General features: G+C 42.9%; 14 protein-coding genes. 10 read left to right on the top strand and 4 right to left on the bottom strand.

Going from position 1 to position 18154, the window contains the following annotated elements; all coding sequences use genetic code 11:
- Positions 1–31: 31 nt before the first annotated feature.
- Positions 32–1558: a fumarate hydratase gene (locus QSH61_RS06880; RefSeq protein WP_010606398.1), complete on the bottom strand. Its 1527-nt coding sequence runs from the start codon at positions 1556–1558 to the stop codon at positions 32–34.
- Positions 1559–1722: 164 nt separating this feature from the next.
- On the opposite strand from QSH61_RS06880, the gene pabB reads away from it, so the two are divergent.
- From pabB to QSH61_RS06850, 6 genes are all read left to right on the top strand, one after another.
- Positions 1723–3072 (top strand): aminodeoxychorismate synthase component I, encoded by a 1350-nt coding sequence (gene pabB / locus QSH61_RS06875; protein ID WP_174168570.1) that lies wholly within the window; start codon positions 1723–1725, stop codon positions 3070–3072.
- Positions 3062–3622, top strand: coding sequence for a CoA pyrophosphatase (locus QSH61_RS06870; protein ID WP_174168569.1), 561 nt, complete (start codon positions 3062–3064; stop codon positions 3620–3622). Before pabB ends, QSH61_RS06870 begins: the two co-directional genes overlap by 11 nt.
- A 168-nt stretch (positions 3623–3790) precedes the next feature.
- Entirely contained in the window at positions 3791–5167 is a 1377-nt protein-coding gene (locus QSH61_RS06865; protein WP_010606395.1) for an L-serine ammonia-lyase, read from the top strand.
- Positions 5168–5297: 130 nt separating this feature from the next.
- A complete protein-coding gene (locus QSH61_RS06860) occupies positions 5298–5528 on the top strand; it encodes a hypothetical protein (protein WP_102056505.1) in 231 nt (76 codons plus the stop codon).
- Positions 5529–5757: 229 nt separating this feature from the next.
- Positions 5758–8100 (top strand): S8 family serine peptidase, encoded by a 2343-nt coding sequence (locus QSH61_RS06855; protein WP_102056504.1) that lies wholly within the window; start codon positions 5758–5760, stop codon positions 8098–8100.
- A gap of 14 nt (positions 8101–8114) precedes the next feature.
- Positions 8115–8639, top strand: a complete 525-nt coding sequence (locus QSH61_RS06850; protein ID WP_010606392.1) for a serine protease external chaperone — start codon at positions 8115–8117, stop codon at positions 8637–8639.
- 446 nt (positions 8640–9085) lie between these two features.
- Here QSH61_RS06850 and QSH61_RS06845 read toward each other — a convergent pair whose 3' ends face one another.
- Together QSH61_RS06845 and bamC are read right to left on the bottom strand one after the other, a co-directional pair.
- Positions 9086–10456 carry a YjiH family protein gene (locus QSH61_RS06845; protein WP_010606391.1) on the bottom strand — a complete coding sequence of 457 codons (1371 nt, stop codon included), beginning with the start codon at positions 10454–10456 and terminating at the stop codon, positions 9086–9088.
- Positions 10457–10521: 65 nt separating this feature from the next.
- Entirely contained in the window at positions 10522–11580 is a 1059-nt protein-coding gene (gene bamC, locus QSH61_RS06840) for an NlpB/DapX family lipoprotein (RefSeq protein ID WP_206471591.1), read from the bottom strand.
- 332 nt (positions 11581–11912) lie between these two features.
- On the opposite strand from bamC, the gene QSH61_RS06835 reads away from it, so the two are divergent.
- Positions 11913–12446 (top strand): glycine cleavage system transcriptional repressor, encoded by a 534-nt coding sequence (locus QSH61_RS06835; RefSeq protein WP_010606389.1) that lies wholly within the window; start codon positions 11913–11915, stop codon positions 12444–12446.
- A 9-nt stretch (positions 12447–12455) separates the two neighbouring features.
- The gene (gene bcp, locus QSH61_RS06830; protein ID WP_174168565.1) at positions 12456–12929 is read left to right on the top strand and encodes a thioredoxin-dependent thiol peroxidase; all 474 of its coding nucleotides are present in this window, start codon (positions 12456–12458) and stop codon (positions 12927–12929) included.
- Positions 12930–13015: 86 nt separating this feature from the next.
- Here bcp and putP read toward each other — a convergent pair whose 3' ends face one another.
- Complete coding sequence (putP, locus tag QSH61_RS06825; RefSeq protein ID WP_010606387.1) at positions 13016–14497, bottom strand: sodium/proline symporter PutP; 1482 nt, start codon at positions 14495–14497, stop codon at positions 13016–13018.
- A 319-nt stretch (positions 14498–14816) separates the two neighbouring features.
- On the opposite strand from putP, the gene QSH61_RS06820 reads away from it, so the two are divergent.
- A complete protein-coding gene (locus QSH61_RS06820; RefSeq protein WP_010606386.1) occupies positions 14817–16037 on the top strand; it encodes an EAL and HDOD domain-containing protein in 1221 nt (406 codons plus the stop codon).
- 89 nt (positions 16038–16126) lie between these two features.
- Positions 16127–18145 carry a TonB-dependent copper receptor gene (locus QSH61_RS06815; protein WP_206471590.1) on the top strand — a complete coding sequence of 673 codons (2019 nt, stop codon included), beginning with the start codon at positions 16127–16129 and terminating at the stop codon, positions 18143–18145.
- Positions 18146–18154 lie beyond the last annotated feature (9 nt).

The raw sequence follows: 18154 nt of genomic DNA, 5'->3' as shown, positions 1-18154 counted from the left end.
AACTATATGCTCTCCACTAACGCAAAACTGATCAACTAAGTTTGCTATCTAACTCTTCAATTCGTGCTTTCCAAATTGCAGGGCCTTGGGTATGCGCATTCTCACCATTGCTATCGACGGCAACCGTCACCGGCATGTCTTCTACTTCAAATTCATAAATAGCTTCCATACCTAAGTCTTCAAACGCCACAACACGAGATTTCTTAATTGCCTTAGCCACTAAGTACGCTGCGCCACCTACAGCCATAAGGTATACGGCTTTATTCTGTTTGATTGACTCGACAGTTGCTGGACCGCGCTCGGCTTTACCGATCATGCCGATAAGACCCGTTTTCTCTAACATTAGATCAGTAAACTTATCCATACGTGTAGATGTGGTAGGACCTGCAGGTCCCACGACTTCATCGCCAACAGCATCCACAGGACCCACGTAATAGATGAACTTATTAGTGAAATCGACACCTTCTGGCAAGCCTTGACCAGAATTCATCATTTCTTGCAGACGTTTATGCGCTGCATCTCGACCAGTTAAGATCTTGCCAGAAAGCAGGACAGTTTCACCCATTTTCCATTCCTGAATATCTGCTTTGGTCAAAGTATCTAAATTGACACGACGCGTATCTTCACCTACTTCCCAAGTCACTTCTGGCCAATCTTCGAGCTTTGGTGCTTTTAGATCTGCAGGACCTGAACCATCTAGTGTGAAATGTACGTGGCGTGTAGCGGCACAGTTAGGGATCATTACCACTGGCTTAGACGCTGCGTGTGTTGGTGCTGTTTTGATTTTAACGTCAACAACGGTTGTTAAACCACCAAGGCCTTGTGCGCCAATGCCTAGCTTATTTGCACGTTCAAAAATTTCTAGACGCAGTTTTTCTTCTGCAGTTTCGGCACCGCGTTCCATCAGCTCATGGATATCAACCGGATCCATTAAGGATTCTTTTGCCAGTACAGCCGCTTTCTCTGCTGTACCACCGATACCTATACCTAGCATGCCCGGAGGACACCAACCAGCTCCCATTGTCGGTAATGTTTTTTCTACCCACTCTGCAACATCATCTGATGGATTTAGCATCACCATTTTAGTTTTGTTTTCAGAGCCGCCCCCCTTCGCTGCAATCATCACTTCAACTTCAGCACCAGGTACTAAGTCAATGTGTACTACCGAAGGCGTATTGTCTTTGGTGTTTTTACGGCTACCTGCTGGATCGGCAACGATTGATGCACGTAGCGGATTATCTGGGTTCATATAGGCACGACGAGTTCCCTCATCTACCATTTGTTGTACCGTCAAGTCAGTTTTATCCCACTTAACGTCCATACCGACTTTAACAAAACAGGTTACTATCCCAGTGTCTTGACACAGCGGACGCTTACCTTCTGCTGACATGCGTGAGTTAATTAAGATCTGTGCAATTGCATCTTTCGCGGCCTTACTTTCTTCTTTTTCGTAGGCTTTTTCTAATGCTTGGACAAAATCAAGTGGGTGGTAAAATGAGATATATTGAAGCGCATCTTCAATGCTATCAATAAAGTCTTGCTGACGGATTGTACTCATGACGGTTCCTCAATTTTCGACGGTATTTTTTGGTATTGAAACTTTCGCTGGCAATTGTTGTTATTCAGCGTCAGAAAGTCAATTTCAATACCTTAAACTATGGAATAGCAGGTAACTATGATAACCTCCCCGCCCGTTTGGGGCTAGCTTTGCAGGTCAAGTAAATGATAAACGAGCAAATAAACTGTACAAAATTAGACATTAGGCACAATGCACTAGAATTATTTGAACACTTTGCAAACGAATCTCAGGCTATCCTGTTAGATTCAAGCGATTCTGATCACATCAATAGCCGCTACGATATCATTGCGATTGCACCAATTAATTTACTTGAAGCTAAAGACGGAAATGTATTTTTAGACGGCGAACTGCAGAGTAATTCTATTTTCACTGTGATGAAAGGTAAGCTTGCCCAGTTTAGTAATTACAGTGCTCCTTATGATTTACCTTTTAACGGCGGTTGGCTTGGTTATTTTGGCTATGATCTCGGCCGTTATGTTGAACACATACCACATTGTGCGGAACATGATATTAAGCTACCCGACGCCTGTGTTGGTTTGTATCCAGACGCGCTAATTTATGACAAAGTACACAAAACTTGGTTTTATGTGTCGCAACCTGATACACAAAGGCTAGAAATGTATTTGCAGCGGCTCAAAGACGCCTCAGCGTTCGAGCCATTTAGACTGACGTCACAATGGCAGTCAAACATGACTAGAGCACAATACGAGCAAAACTTTGAGCGCATTCAATCTTATTTGTTAAGTGGCGACTGCTATCAAATAAACCTAGCACAGCGATTCACTGCTAACTTTGAAGGCACTCCGTGGCTCGCGTATAAAAAGCTTCGAAACCACAACCAAGCGCCTTTCTCAGCATTTTTTAACTTAGGCAATAGTGCTATTGTTTCTTTGTCACCAGAGCGCTTCATCCAAGTTAAAAACAATATTGTAGAAACTAAACCGATTAAAGGCACCCTGCCAAGGTTACCAAATACTGACGCCGATAAAGCGCAAGCTGAAAAACTGAGAAACAGCAGCAAAGACCGAGCCGAGAATGTCATGATAGTAGACCTACTACGTAACGACTTGGGTAAAGTGGCCAAGCCGGGTTCTGTCGCGGTTCCATCACTCTTCGCTATCGAGAGCTTCCCTGCTGTTCACCATCTAGTCAGTACGGTAACGTCCAAACTGGCAGAAGGAAAATGTGCTGTTGATCAACTCGAAGCCGCCTTCCCCGGTGGCTCCATAACAGGTGCACCTAAGATCCGCGCCATGGAGATCATCGAAGAGCTCGAGCCTCACAGACGCAGCGTTTATTGCGGCTCAATTGGTTACCTCAGCGCCTGTGGCAACATGGATACCTCTATCACTATCAGAACCCTAGTTTGTCATCAAAATAAGATACATTGCTGGGCAGGTGGTGGCATAGTCAAAGACTCTCAAGTACAGTTAGAGTTTGAAGAGACTTACCACAAAGTGAATAAAATTCTCCCGGTATTAAATGAAGATTGATCAGGTAATATCGCAATTTATGTTGGCGCCCATCATGACGCAAACACCAACCACATTGCATACTCTAAAGCAAAGTGCGGTGCTTATTCCTATTGTTGATGTAAACGCTCGAGCCCACCTGTTGTTTTGCAAACGCAGCAGCGAATTACCGAGCCACCCGAGTCAAATTTGCTTTCCTGGCGGCAAAGTCGAACAACAAGATAGTAATATCATCAACACAGCACTGCGCGAGACCGAAGAAGAGATAGGTCTGACAATCTCTGAGTCTCAAGTACTGGGCATATTACCGTTTATGCAAACGCTCACCGGCTACCAAATCACCCCCGTTGTTGCTTCTGTACAACAAGATGCGACTTGGGTGAATCAAAGCGACGAAGTGCAACACACCTTTACGGTGCCATTAAATCAATTAAGCGCTGCCGAGAATTGGCGAACCTTCCATTTTACCAATAAAGGCAAACCCGTTTCACTCGACGGATTTATGACACCACATGGCTTACTGTGGGGCGCAACGGCAAAAATCGTCAAACAGTTCACCGCCCTATTTTAGCCCTTAACTGGTAAGACCTTTTTTAAAATCCACCTCCACCTTGCAGATTAGAGACCTTTCTATCATGCTTACTGCAAAACTGGCATATACTTTTGCCGATTATGGGTTACTTCCCTAAGTAGACACGTTATGATGGCGTCCGTTTTAAAGGCAATGTGAGTAAAATTTATGATCAGTGCATTCGATATGTTTAGTATCGGTATTGGACCTTCTTCCTCTCATACAGTGGGACCAATGCGTGCTTCTAGGTTATTCGTACAAGACCTTCAGGCACAAGGCATCGTTGATGATATCACTTCGGTGAAAGTGGAACTGTTCGGTTCTTTAGGCCAAACAGGTATTGGCCACGGCTCTGGCAAAGCTGTTATTTTGGGACTTGCGGGTTACGATCCTGAGACCATAGATGCAGATCTAGTACCAGAGATCTTAGAAACCATAGAAAATGAACAGGTTATCTATCTCGACAAGCAACATAAAGTAAAATTTCCTAAGCAAGGCGCGATTGTTTTTCACCGTCGAAAAACGCTGCCTAAGCACTCCAATGCAATGGAAATCAAAGCGTATAAAGGCGAAGAGCTTGCTCATAGCCAAATTTACTATTCGATTGGTGGTGGCTTTATCGTTACCGATCAGAATTTTGAAGCTGAAAAGCAAGCTGCGCTAGATATCAGAACAGAAAACCCGGCACCTTACCCATTCAATTCAGCCGCCGAGCTACTGGAAATGTGTAAAGAGTCTGGGCTTAGTGTGTCTTCGTTAATGATGGCCAACGAGAAAACATTACGTAAAGAATCTGAAATCAAAGAAACGCTATTCCACATTTGGCAGGTAATGAAAGCTTGTATTGAACGTGGTATGAAAACCGAAGGTATTTTACCGGGCGGTTTAAAGGTTCGTCGTCGTGCACCTAGCCTGTATTTAAAACTCAGTGTAGAAACGCACCAAGATCCACTGCGCGCAATGGATTGGGTGGATTTGTTTGCACTTGCAGTTAATGAAGAAAATGCAGCGGGCGGCCGCGTAGTAACCGCACCAACCAATGGTGCAGCCGGTATTCTTCCAGCGGTGTTAATGTACTATCACACTTTTATCAAAGAAGTGGATATAGAGATTGCCACACGTTATCTACTTACCGCAGCGGCGATTGGGATCTTATATAAGAAGAATGCCTCTATATCTGGCGCTGAAGTTGGATGCCAAGGTGAAGTAGGTGTTGCGTGTTCAATGGCTGCTGGCGCTCTTACCGAAATCATGGGTGGTAACGTAGTACACGTTGAGAACGCCGCTGAGATTGGTATGGAGCATAATCTAGGCCTAACCTGCGATCCTGTCGGTGGGCTTGTGCAAGTTCCGTGTATTGAGCGCAATGCAATGGGTTCTATTAAAGCCATTAATGCTTCTCGTCTTGCTTTGCGCGGAACGGGCGATCAAAAAGTATCACTAGATAAAGTGATTAAAACGATGCTTGATACCGGTAACGATATGAAAACTAAATACAAGGAAACCGCGCGCGGTGGATTGGCGGTAAACATTATTGAGTGCTAGTTGACAATTGTCAGTTCACTTTACAGATGACTTAATGGCATCATGATGGTAAATCATGATGCCATTTTTTATCGTCACTACAATGAATTCGTCATGATATTACTTATCAACAAAAAGGAGTAAATTGGCTATGTCAGGCACTACAATGGTTTTTTTGATTGTACTTATTAGTGTTGGTGGAGGAATAATTAGCGAAATCTATAAACGCCGCTTGGAATTTAAAAAAATAGACGCACAAAGAACAAAGGTGCATGATGAGCTACACTCAGAGATTACTGCATTAAAAGCAAGAGTGGCAACACTGGAGCAAATTGTTACCGATGAAGGTTATCAAGTTAAAAAAGATATAAATAACTTATAAAAAAATACGGCTAATAACGCTACTAGGCAAAGGAAAGGAGTCCTTTCTGGTTAATTTTTTCATCTCTTGTTACTGTTTACATTTGTTTTCAAAGAAGATAACCAATTGAATTAAATAATAAAAAAACACCTCTGATTACACTTTATTTACAAAACTTAAAATTATATAATTGCTAACATTAATTTACTTGAGTACATTCGTTACTGCAAAGTGTACAAAGGTAAATAATATGAATAACAATAAATTCAAATACACCGCTTTATCCGCAGCGATAGTAGTAGCACTATCAGCTTGTGGTGGAAGCGATAACAACAATAATAGTTCAGCTCAAGAGCTAGATCATGCACCTCAGGCTGGTGTTACCCAGCTAGAAAATGTAAAACATTGGCAGACCATTTCGGGCTCAATTCAAGCCTCCGACGCAGATAGTGACAATCTATCAATTACAATATTTGACGGTGAGACAGAGATTTCGCCTGTAGATAATGTTTACACTTTTCCTCATGGTATTTTAACGCTAAAAAGTCTAACCGCTTTTGATTACTTGCCAATATCTGGCGAAGCGGCAACTATTAAGTACACTGTTACTGCAAAAGGAAAGTCAGCCAACGGTAGTATTGAGATCCCAGCATCACTAACTGACCCTCTTGCTTACCAGCAATGGCACCTAAATAATACGGGTCAAAAGGCTTACGCACTGAGTGATGCGATGAAAAAAGGCTTGGTCGACCTTTACGTCGGTCGTGGCATTATGACTGAAGAACAAGCGATTGAGTACTGGAATAGTGAATTTGCGGATGCAGAATCAAACATCTTAGTCGCTGGTGAAGATATGAATGTACCAGCAGCATTTGCCCAGGGTGTAACGGGCGAAGGTGTGACAGCCGTTGTCGTTGACTCAGGCCTAGAAATTAGACATGAAGATTTGGCTCCTAACGTTTTGCCAAATCGCTCTCTTAACCTACTTGACAATGCGCTTGATAAAACTGACCCTACGAGCACAGCGACTAATGGTGACCACGGGACTAGTGTTGCAGGTCTGATTGCATCTAAAGGCTGGAACGGCCTAGGCGGCCGTGGTGTTTCGCCTGATACTGGTCTTATCGGAATGAATTTACTAGCTAGCGGTGACAAGACACCAAAGCAAGATCTTTTAGTTCATGGCTTTCCTGGCTCTGGGATAACAGAAAGTGAGTCTATTTCTGTATTCAACCGCAGCTATGGCCTTACCTACCCTGTTCAATTTAGTTATTCGGAACTTGATGAAGCAATTGAATCTTATCCAAACAGGAAGCTTCGTTCAGGCAAAGGTGCTACTAACGTAAAATCAAGTGGTAATAGTTTTGTAAGTGAAGACTTAGAAGGCTCATTTTGTGATGACAATGGTGCAAATGACTTAGGATTAACCTGCTACAATAGCAACAGTGAAAGTAGCCAAGGGCACCCTTACTATTTCTCTATTGGTGCCGTTAACTCAAATGGTAAACATACTAGTTACTCAAGCGCTGGGGCAAACCTGTTAGCAGCAGCTCCTGCTGGGGAATATGGCCGTTGGGCTCCTGCAATGGTTACGACTGATCCAATGACATGTTTAAGTGGTAGTTCTGGTTATACTGGTCGCGCAATCGCCAGTTGGACAGGAGCTTATGGAGAGGAGTTCGCTGCAAGCCAATACCCATTCGATTACCCTGGACATCCAGAAAACCCTAACTGTAATTACCGTTCAACCATGAATGGAACCTCTTCTGCAGCACCAAACGCTTCAGGCGTGATCTCTCTGATCCTATCAGCGAACAGTGAGCTGACTTGGAGAGATGTACGTCATATCATTGTGTCAACAAGCACCAAAAATGACGCCGAAAATGCGCCAGTAACGGTGCCAGTAGGCGCTGGTGAATTTATCGCGCATGATGGCTGGGTAGAAAACGCAGCTGGCTATAGCCATAATAACCTTTATGGTTTTGGCCGTGTAGATGCCGGTGCAGCAGTTAAAATGGCCAAGTCTTACTCAACTAAACTTGGTGAAGAAGTTATTACAGATTGGATTGGCCAAGGCTCCGTAATGGGTCAAGATTCTCTAGAGATGGCAATCCCTGATAACAGTGAAGTTGGTGCCACTTACAAAGTGACTGTCTCAGAGGACATCAACGTTGAAGCTATCCAATTCAAACTGGATGTATTTAACGATGAGTTTGGTATGGGAATTCAAAATGATGAAGCTGTTATACAATCTACTGCTGGTTCTGACTTGGCAATTGAAGTTATCTCTCCGAGCGGTACGAGAAGCGTTTTATTATCATCTAGACAAGCACTGATACGCCCTGCATATGATTTTAGCGGTGCTGGCTTCCAGGTTGGCTATATCCTAAAAAATGGCGTATTTTTATCAAACAGCTTCTATGGTGAGTCAGCTAAAGGAGAGTGGACAATTCGCTTGTTCGACGTGTCAAACAAGTCGTTTGCGACGACTAGCACAGGTGATATTGTCTACGATGGATACGTAAACAATTCAACGCCATCAAAACTGATGGGTGCAGCTGTACGTATCTTTGGCCATCAATCTGCTGAGTAATTGGAGTGTATACTATGAACAAGTTAAAAATCGCGGCATTAATTACAACTTCACTATTCTTAACTCAAGCAGAGGCTCGAGACAACTTGACTCCTAAACTGGAGAAAGCAAACAAAGTGGCAAATTTTGAAAAGCCTGATTTTGGTGCTTATAAGATTATGTCTGACTATGCATTAGTTCCGTTAGCCATTGCAGATCCTAGTGCTGTAATTAGCCAAAAAGGTGAAAAAGCGCTAGTCAAGTCGACGTCTATCAGCCAGTTATTTACTAAAGGCTCTTTAGTTAAAAATATATTCAATGGTGAGATTGCTCCAGTATCTGGTAACATCAACCTGCTTATGAAAGACAATGCGTCTGCACGCGAATTAGCAAGTGAGTACGGCGTTGCTGTTGAAAATACGTATGACGGTGGCCGAATTGCTGTTGTTAGTGTAAACAGCAACCAAGATTTACTAGGTAAACTTGCTGAACTGAAGCAATCAGGAAAGGTAGTTGAAGCTAGAATTGAAGTGTTAGGTACTTTATACACATCTAGATAATTTTCCTGTCAAACACTAATTTTTCTCAAGCCTCATTTAGAATGGGGCTTTTTTACGCTTCAAAAGCCTAATACACTGATGACTATATTTTCTGCTCCCCCTAAAACCTCAGATATGGCTAGATCAAAAGTGACCTCCGTATTTTGAAATCCATTATTTTATAACTAACCTAAACTCGTATACTTACTATTCTTTATAAAATTGCCTATTAAAAATACAAGCATTGGCTGAAACTTAAGTTATACCAATTTAGGCCCCGTGCCTTAGGCTATAGCTTTAGCGATGATTGCTCGAGGAGGGAATTTAATAGCTTATTTTTAGTACCAATTGGTTATGGGGAGAAATAGAATAATGAATATCTGTATGAAGTTAGTCAACTGACCCACAATATTTAGGCGGGTAAATATTGTGGGTTATCAGTATACTCTGTTACTGAGTGTCCTGTTTTAGCCAACTAACCACTTGGCCATGAAGACGATGACAGGCAGAGTAACAAGTGTTCTCAAGATAAAGATTAGGAATAGCTCCCATAAGTTCACCGGGATTTTGCTGCCAAGCAGCAACGCGCCAACTTCTGACATATAAATAAGCTGAGTTACGCTCATGGCAGCAACGATAAATCGGGTGGTATCGCTTTCAATGGAACCTGCGGCAAGAATTGACGGAATAAACATATCCGCAAAGCCGACAACGATTGTCTGCGCGGCCTTTTCTGCCTCTGCCACATTGAGTAGCTCGAGGTAAGGAACGAAAGGTGTGCCTAAATATTGAAATACTGGCGTATGCTCAGCAATAATCAACGCAAAAGTACCTACAGCCATCACTACAGGTAACACAGCAAACACCATATCTAATGCGTTGTGCAGGCCTTCTTCTAGTGTTCCTTTCACCCCTGGAGCCGTTTTAGCCTTGGTAAGCGCTATATCTAGGGAGTGGCTAAACAACCCCTTCCCTTTAGGCACAGCTTCAGAATCTTCATTATGATCACTACCATCAACATAAATATCTTTTTTAAATCTGAGCGGTGGTAAACGCGGCACAATAATCGCGGCAACAAAGCCAGCTGCGCATACGGTAAGATAAAATGGAGCAAACAGGTGTTCAAGTTTGACTTGGCCAATAACGACTAAGCAAAAAGTGATTGAAACCGCAGAGAATGTAGTACCAATGATTGCCGCTTCTCGTTGTGTGTAATGCTTATCTTCGTATTGGCGAGCGGTCATCAAAATACCGACACTGCCATCACCAAGCCAAGATGCAACACAGTTTACTGCACTACGTCCTGGCACCCCGAATAAAGGGCGCATCACTTTGGTCAGAAGCGTACCAACCATCTCAAGCAAGCCAAAGTTAAGCAGGAGTGGCAGCAATAGTCCGGCTAAAATGAATACACAAAATAGCACGGGCAAAAGATCATTGAGCACTAACGCCCCTGTATTTTCCGAATGGATCGCTTCTGGACCAACACCATTGAAGGTAAGCACAATAAACACCATACCAACTAGTCGGGTTATTAACCAAATCCAGCTTACATCGAATAGGTGTCTTATTATGGTTATTTTTAATAGCGCTTGGGGTCTTAGGAGTTTAACCACCAGACTCATGATCCCAGTAATACATACTATTGCAACGATCATGTCTTTCATAAAAGGGGCTAGTTGCGCTTGCAACCATTTTGCCATCACTGCAATCGGGATAGTCATTGCCTCCCCGACCGCTACTGGCGTCATAAACAAAAAAATACCAATCAATGACGGTACGATAAACGCAAACCACGTTTGTAAAGTGGAGCGTGGTGTCATAGTGCTCTCTGTCATTTTTTACTTCCACAAAAACAAAGAAAAGAGCCGAAGCTCTTTTCGTTTTTAAATTATTATATTTATTAAATCGTTAGACCTTTTTGCCTTAGCAAAGTGATCAAGGCTTGATGCAGGTTATTCATGGTGTTTGCATCAAGTACCTTCCCCTCGCTATCCTTCCAGGTAATGGAAGTACGCGTGTCCTGCGCTTGAGCGATCTTTATCGTGTAATCACCATTATCAATCGGTAATACAACCGCTTCTTCACCCCAAATAGAATCCCAAACACTGCTTTCAGGCGCTTCGTAACGAACCAAAACTTCCTGCTTTTCCCTATCGACACGAACAACCGTAAAGTTACTTCTTTCTAGGAAGTTAGAGAAGCGATCAAGTACCGCTTCTTGACCTTTTTCAGTCAGCAGCGCCGAATCACCATTCTTGTCAAACCCAAGTTCAAGTGCCAGTACACCTTGGCGCTTACGCATTTCAACTTGTAGTAAACGATATTGATAGTCAAATTCGGTCACAACTTCATTAAGCGCTCGTACCTCTAAGTGGTTCTTTTGAAGCGCAGTTAACTCGTCATCGCCTTGATAATCTATCAACTCTGCACGAATTGATGCGGTACGCTGGTGCTCTTTCTGTTCAAGGGTAAATTTAAATTTTTGCTTAGACGGCTCTACACTTTCTTCCCAAAACCAGCCGTCTTTTGGTTGGATCAGTGAATACCAAGTTGTCGTCACTGTCCCTTGTGCCTTGTTATCACTTTCAAACCCAGCGTTATGCATTGCGACGACGCCGTCCACGGCGCGCCAAATAAATGCTGGTAAATCCTCTATCCCATCATTTTTATCAAAATAAATCCTTGCGGCGTCTTCACCCTGCTCGACCCAACTACCTTGCGCAACCGTCAATACTTGCTGCGGTGCACGATAACTTACCGGCTCGGCCGTGTTCTCATATTGACCAACTGGCATGGCAAACTCAGGATCTCGGTAAGGTTGAGACAAGCCTTCAGGGGCTTTCACCGGAGCATTTGCACGATAATTTCTTTCATGATGTGCATCATTTGTGAAAATACTACAGCCGCTTAGACTCACGGCAATTCCAAGAACCAGTGATTTTGGGATCCAATACTGCACTCATTTACTCCTTAGCAAACCCTATTATTATTCGAATCAAAGTTATGATTTAGGATTGCCGAATTGGTTCACACAAAGTTGCCAAAAATTGACAATCTCTGAATTGTTAGTGCTATGACATCGAATGTCCCATCAAATATATTGGGAACACGTATTTCATAGCCAAAATTTTGCCCTATGTTACTTGTCATACATTAGAAAAACAAGCAACCATGTCCAGCAAGCACAATTCTATTTTTTATTACAACGCGCTAGCGCTAAAACTCAGATATGGTAGTATTTCGCGTTAATTATTAACCTTGAGCGCATTACGTGAAATCAGAGGTTCCAAAATGACCATGCATGCAAACCATCAACTTGTCTTAACCGCCATTGGAGAAGACAGATCTGGTATTGTTGGCGAATTGACACAGCTTGTGAGTGACTGCAACTGTAATATTATTGACAGTCGAATTGCAATATTGGGCAATGAGTTTACCTTTATCATGCTACTTGCCGGTGACATGGCGTCTATCAGTCGTGTCGAGCACACTTTACCTGCCAAAGGGATGGAGCTTGGCCTTTTAACGATGATGAAACGCACCGCAAGCCATCAACAAGGCGAATACAGTGCAGGTTATACTTTGGAATATGAAGGGTTAGATACTCCTGGTACGTTAAGTAAAGTAACACGCTATTTCGCAGCGCAAGGGGTGAATATTTGTTCACTGAAGTCAGATACCTTTGAGCAAGAAGACGAGCTACATATGCGCTGCGAGCTCGAGTTTAATATTCCTGTAGATGTGGATATCGATAACTTTAAAGTTCAGTTCGAAGATCTTTCACACTCCTTAAACGTAGACTATATATTCAGACGCATTCGCTAAGGATTTACTATGAATACTTTGAAAATCGGTGATAAAGCACCATTATTCTCACTGCAAAACCAAAACGACGAGACCGTTGAGCTTGCTACTTTATTAAAGTCACATCAAGTTTTAGTCTATTTTTATCCTAAAGCATTGACCCCGGGCTGTACCGTTCAAGCTGAAAATCTGCGTGACCACAAAGCTGAACTGGCTGAATTAAACACCGTAGCCGTTGGCATTAGTCCAGATGCTGTGAAAAAGTTAAAGAACTTTGAAAACAAAAAAGAGCTTAACTTTGACTTACTTTCGGATGAAGATCACGCGGTAGCCGATGAGTTTGGTGTGTGGGGCTTAAAGAAATTTATGGGTAAAGAGTATGACGGTATTCATCGCCTATCTTTCTTAGTCGGTCAAGATGGTACCATCAAGCACGTGTTCAATAAGTTTAAAACCAAAGACCACCATGAAGTCGTGATTAACCACTTGAAAGAACACGCTTAAAGTGACTCGTTAAGCCGTATATACGTATATTTGAGAAATAAAAAACGGAGCTGAATGCTCCGTTTTTTTATCCGCTTCAACCGACTTTAATCAAGCGCGTTTTCTACTTTATTAAATAAGGTAGTGATCTCTTTACTTGGTTCCTTGGTCAGTAGGCTAACAGCAAAGATAGCGACTGTCGCAACAATAAATCCTGGGACAATTTCATATAATGTCGCACTAAGCGGCTCGCCATTATAAGTAAACGGACCGTAGATCCATACCAACACAGTCACCGCACCAGATACCATGCCGGCGAGTGCTCCAGCAAAGTTCATACGAGACCAGAATAAGCTTATCAATACTAGCGGGCCAAATGCCGCACCAAAACCTGCCCAAGCATTACTCACAAGATCTAGAATCGAGCTATCTCTGTCGTACGCAAGATAAATGGCAGCAAGCGCTACAACTAGTACACTGATACGACCAACAAGCACAAGTTCTTTATCCGAAGCATTTTTGTTCAAGAATATCTTATAAAAGTCTTCCGTTAACGAGCTCGAACTCACTAACAACTGCGAAGAAATGGTACTCATAATTGCCGCAAGAATAGCTGCAAGTAAGAATCCCGCAATCAATGGGTGAAACAATAACTGGGATAAAATCAAGAAAATGGTCTCAGCATCGTCTACAACAATCCCATGCTCATGTGCATAAGCAGCACCAAACAAACCAGTGCCCACGGCACCGAGAGCTGCGACTATCATCCAGCTCATACCTATACGGCGCGCTGTTGGCATATCTTTAACACTTCGAACAGACATAAAGCGCACGATAATATGGGGTTGACCAAAATATCCAAGACCCCAAGACATTGCAGAAATAATGCCTATTGCGCCAGCTGATCCCACCCAAGTTAACATCGACGGATTTAACTCGTTCAGTGTTTGAGAAAGTGGATTATCGAGTAATGAGAAGGTAACTAAAGGCACTAAAATCAAAGCGATAAACATGATACAGCCTTGGACAAAGTCAGTCAGACTTACCGCTAAAAAGCCACCGAATAAAGTATAAAGCACAACAACACTAGTTGTGATATATAAGCCGCTCTCATAACTCATGCCAAATGAACTTTCGAACAGCTTGCCACCGGCAACCACGCCAGAAGAGGTATATAGCGTGAAGAAAACAATGATCACTAACGCAGAGACTATTCTTAACGCATTTCCTTTATCTTCGAAACGATTGGCAAAATAGTCAGGAATGGTGATCGCATCATTTGCATACTCTGTGTAAACACGCAGGCGCGGTGCGACCAATAAATAGTTGAGCCAAGCACCAATCACAAGGCCAATTGCAATCCATGTACTGCTAAAACCATAGAGGAACATTGCGCCAGGTAGACCCATCAAGATCCAACCACTCATGTCGGATGCACCAGCTGAAAGAGCTGCTACACTTGGTGGCAGACTACGGCCACCCAACATGTAGCCAGACACATCACTGGTCGACTTTTTATATGCATATAACCCAATTCCCAGCATCGCAATAAAATACAGTGCGAGAGAGATTATCGTACCAATCTCCAAATTAGCCTCCTAAATTGTTAGTTGGGCTCTTCTCCAAATGTGAGCTTTTTCTATCACTTAATTATTCGATTTCTAACTCACTTTGAATAAAAGCCAAAAACATAAAGACCTCACTATAACACGCACAAACCATACACCCAACCACCTGAGACTATTGACCAAAATAGTATTTTATTTGTACCTAATTCAACTGGTTAATTATCATTCACCCTATGCTCTGTATTTACCCATATTCTGTAAACTCAATTTCCCAGCGTGACCTGACTGCGCTTTTACCTTATATTAAAGCCAATAGCATTTTGTTTGGACGGTAGTATCTATGTACTTTTACGCGGCTCGTCAGCCAATTTTTGATGTCCAAAGGGAATTGATTGGCTACGAACTTTTATTTCGTGATGGATTAAGTAACGTATTTCCCGAAATTGACGGCGATGAAGCGACAAGCCGGTTAGTTGAGGGCAGCCAGTTTACCTTTGGCCTAGATGATTTAACCAATCAACAGCCAGCCTACATTAACTTCACCCTAGAAACACTTGCTAAAGGTTATGTACAAATGCTCGCCCCCGAGCAAGTTGTTGTAGAAATATTAGAAACAGTACAACCGGGCAAACGGCTCTTAGCCTGTGTCAAAGAGCTAAAAGAGCAAGGTTATACACTAGCGCTTGACGATTACCATCACCAAAATGTGTGGCGCCATTTTTTTCCTTATATCGACCAAATAAAAGTCGACTTTTTGGCGACTAACCTTGACCAAATTCATGCCATTAAAGGTGCGATACAGGATTTTCCTAACATTGATTTAGTGGCAGAAAAAGTAGAAACCTACGAGCAGTTTGAACTCGCCAAGTCGCTTGGATTCAAATATTTTCAAGGCTTCTTTTTTGCCAAACCCGAGATGGTCAAAACCAAAGCACTAGCCCCCTCGGAATTAGCCATGGCTGAATTGCTTTATGAGACTTCAAGCGTTGAGCCCGACCTTGCTAGGATCACTCAGGTCTTCGAGCGTGATGTAAACCTAAGCTACAAACTTCTTCGTTATGCAAATAGTGCCGTATTTAAACGCCGAGCAGAGATATCGACGATTAAACAAGCCTTGGTTGTACTCGGTAGTGATGAGCTTAAGCGTCTGATCTCATTATTGTTTGCTTCACAGCTTAATACAGAAAAGCCCAAAGAACTGCTTTCACTCTCATTATTGCGTGCACACTTTATGGAAGCAATAGCAACTAAGGCCAACAAAGTCTCCGATACTGGAAGTACATTTTTGGTTGGTATGATGTCACTGATGGACGCCATTCTTGATGACGATATGGCCAGTTTATTGACGAAGTTACCCTTATCTCAAGAAATTAAATCAACTTTACTGAAGAAACCGAGTGCTTTTGGTATCTATCTAGACCTTGCAGAATCTCTGGAAAAAGGTGATTGGGATAGTGTTGAAACCATATCAAAATCTCTTGGCGTAACCAGCCAAAATATCGCAGAGCTATATCAAAAGTCGCAAGTTTGGAGTGACACTCAAATAAAAGCGATAGAGTAACCTGTCAAAGGATGCGACAATCTGTCGCATCCCGCTAAGCACCTGATAGCGATAAAATAAGTTCACCAAAACAACTTCAAAGTGAACTTATGAAACGCACCCTACTCTCTCTTGCTATTGTTTCCTTATCCCCCATAACTCATGCCGATGAAATTGAAAAAATCGTTGTTATTGCACCGATGCAAACACCAATTACGCTAACAACGGATACCAAAGCAGTACGCCAACCACTACCAGCACAAGATGGCGCGGATTTACTCTCTTCAATCGCCGGGTTCTCACTAATTAAAAAAGGCGGCGCAAGCGCTGACCCTGTGTTTCGCGGTATGGCAGGCTCTAGAATTGCGATTATCGCCAATAATGGTCAAACGCTGGGTGGTTGCGGTAGCCGCATGGATCCGCCAACGGCATATATTACGCCACAATCCTACGACACCTTAAAAGTCATCAAAGGCCCACAAACTGTGTTGTATGGGCCAGGCAACAGCGCTGCCACTGTGGTGTTTGAGCGTGAAAATGAACGCCTTACTAAGTCTGAAGTGATTGGCTTTGCCAATGCGGTGCTTTCGAGCCAAGGCCGCCACAGTGTTAACAGTGATATCAAGGCTGGTAATGAACGCGGATACGCTCGGATCGCAGCAAATTACAGTGATGCAGATGATTATGAAGATGGTAGTGGTACCAAAGTTCACTCAGCGTATGAACGCTGGAATATAGACACAGAGTTTGCCTATACCCCAAGCGATGACGCCTTTTACTCTATCACTTACGGGGTGAGCGATGGTGAAGTTGCCTATGCCGACCGCATGATGGATGGCAGCCTCTTCGACCGAGAAAATATCGGCCTGAATATCAAATTATCTTCCCTTTCATCTCTGATTGAAGAGTTAACATTCAACGCATACTATAACTACGTCGACCACATCATGGACAATCATAGCTTACGTCCTTTTGTTGCTAACATGATGATGAAAACCCCAACCTCTTCCAACCCTGACCGTAAAACTTATGGCGCAAACCTTACTCTGACTTCAGAAGTCAATGCCCAACATACTTTTGTCTACGGTGTCGATTATCAAGCAAATGAGCACCGCAATCGAGTCAGCCGAGATCAATTCAACAATCCGGTAGAAACGATGCCGCGCCAAATAGATGCTGAATTTAGACAGCTCGGTGTATTTGCCGAGTTCGAATATCAATTGGGTCGCTCCAGCCAATGGGTTAGCGGATTACGCATTGATGATTGGCAAAGTGAAGATCATCGCACCATGATAAACGCAATGATGTCAATGAAACCAAACCCAACCGCCCTACAAACAAGAGACGATACGTTATTCAGCGGATTTAGCCGTTATCAAGCACAGTCTGAAAACAGCAGCTATTTTGTCGGTTTCGGCGTTACAGAGCGTTTTCCCGATTACTGGGAAGTTGTCGGTGGTAGTCGAGGAAGTGAAACGTCTATTTCTGCCTTTAATGTCGATACTGAAAAGACCTTGCAATTAGATGCTGGATTGGTAAAACAGTTCAAGGCCATTAACGTCAATTTCTCGGTGTTCTATAACCAAATTGACGACTATTTATTAGTCGACAATATGTTTGAAAAGATGAATATGACGTCAAAAGTGACCAGAAATATTGACGCGGAAACCTTCGGTTTTGAGGGTGAAGTAATGTGGCAAGCGAGCAAAGCGCTACAACTCACCGGAAGTATCAACTATGTAAAGGGTAATAACCTTACTGACAATCTCGCATTAGCTCAGCAACCACCTTTGCAACTGCGTATTGCAAGCAATTACCAATTAAGCGATAAGTGGCAACTAGGCGGATTGGTAAGATTAGTACAACACCAGCATAGAGTGGCGATTGGACAAGGGAATATTGCAGGTCAGGATATCGCTGCAACGACTGGATTTGGTACACTTGCACTCAACACCAATTATCAATATAGCGATGCATTACAACTCAGTGCAGGAGTAGATAATGTGCTCGATAAAGCCTATGCAGAGCATTTAAGTCGTTCAGGCGCCGCAGTAAGTGGCTTTGACCAAATTGATCGAGTCAATGAGCCGGGAAGGACGCTTTGGGCAAATCTTAACTGGCGCTTTTAAGTTTTCGCA

The organism is Pseudoalteromonas sp. JC3, assembly GCF_030291895.1.
In the GTDB taxonomy this organism is placed as follows: domain Bacteria; phylum Pseudomonadota; class Gammaproteobacteria; order Enterobacterales; family Alteromonadaceae; genus Pseudoalteromonas.
This window is presented reverse-complemented; position numbering and strand designations above follow the sequence as displayed.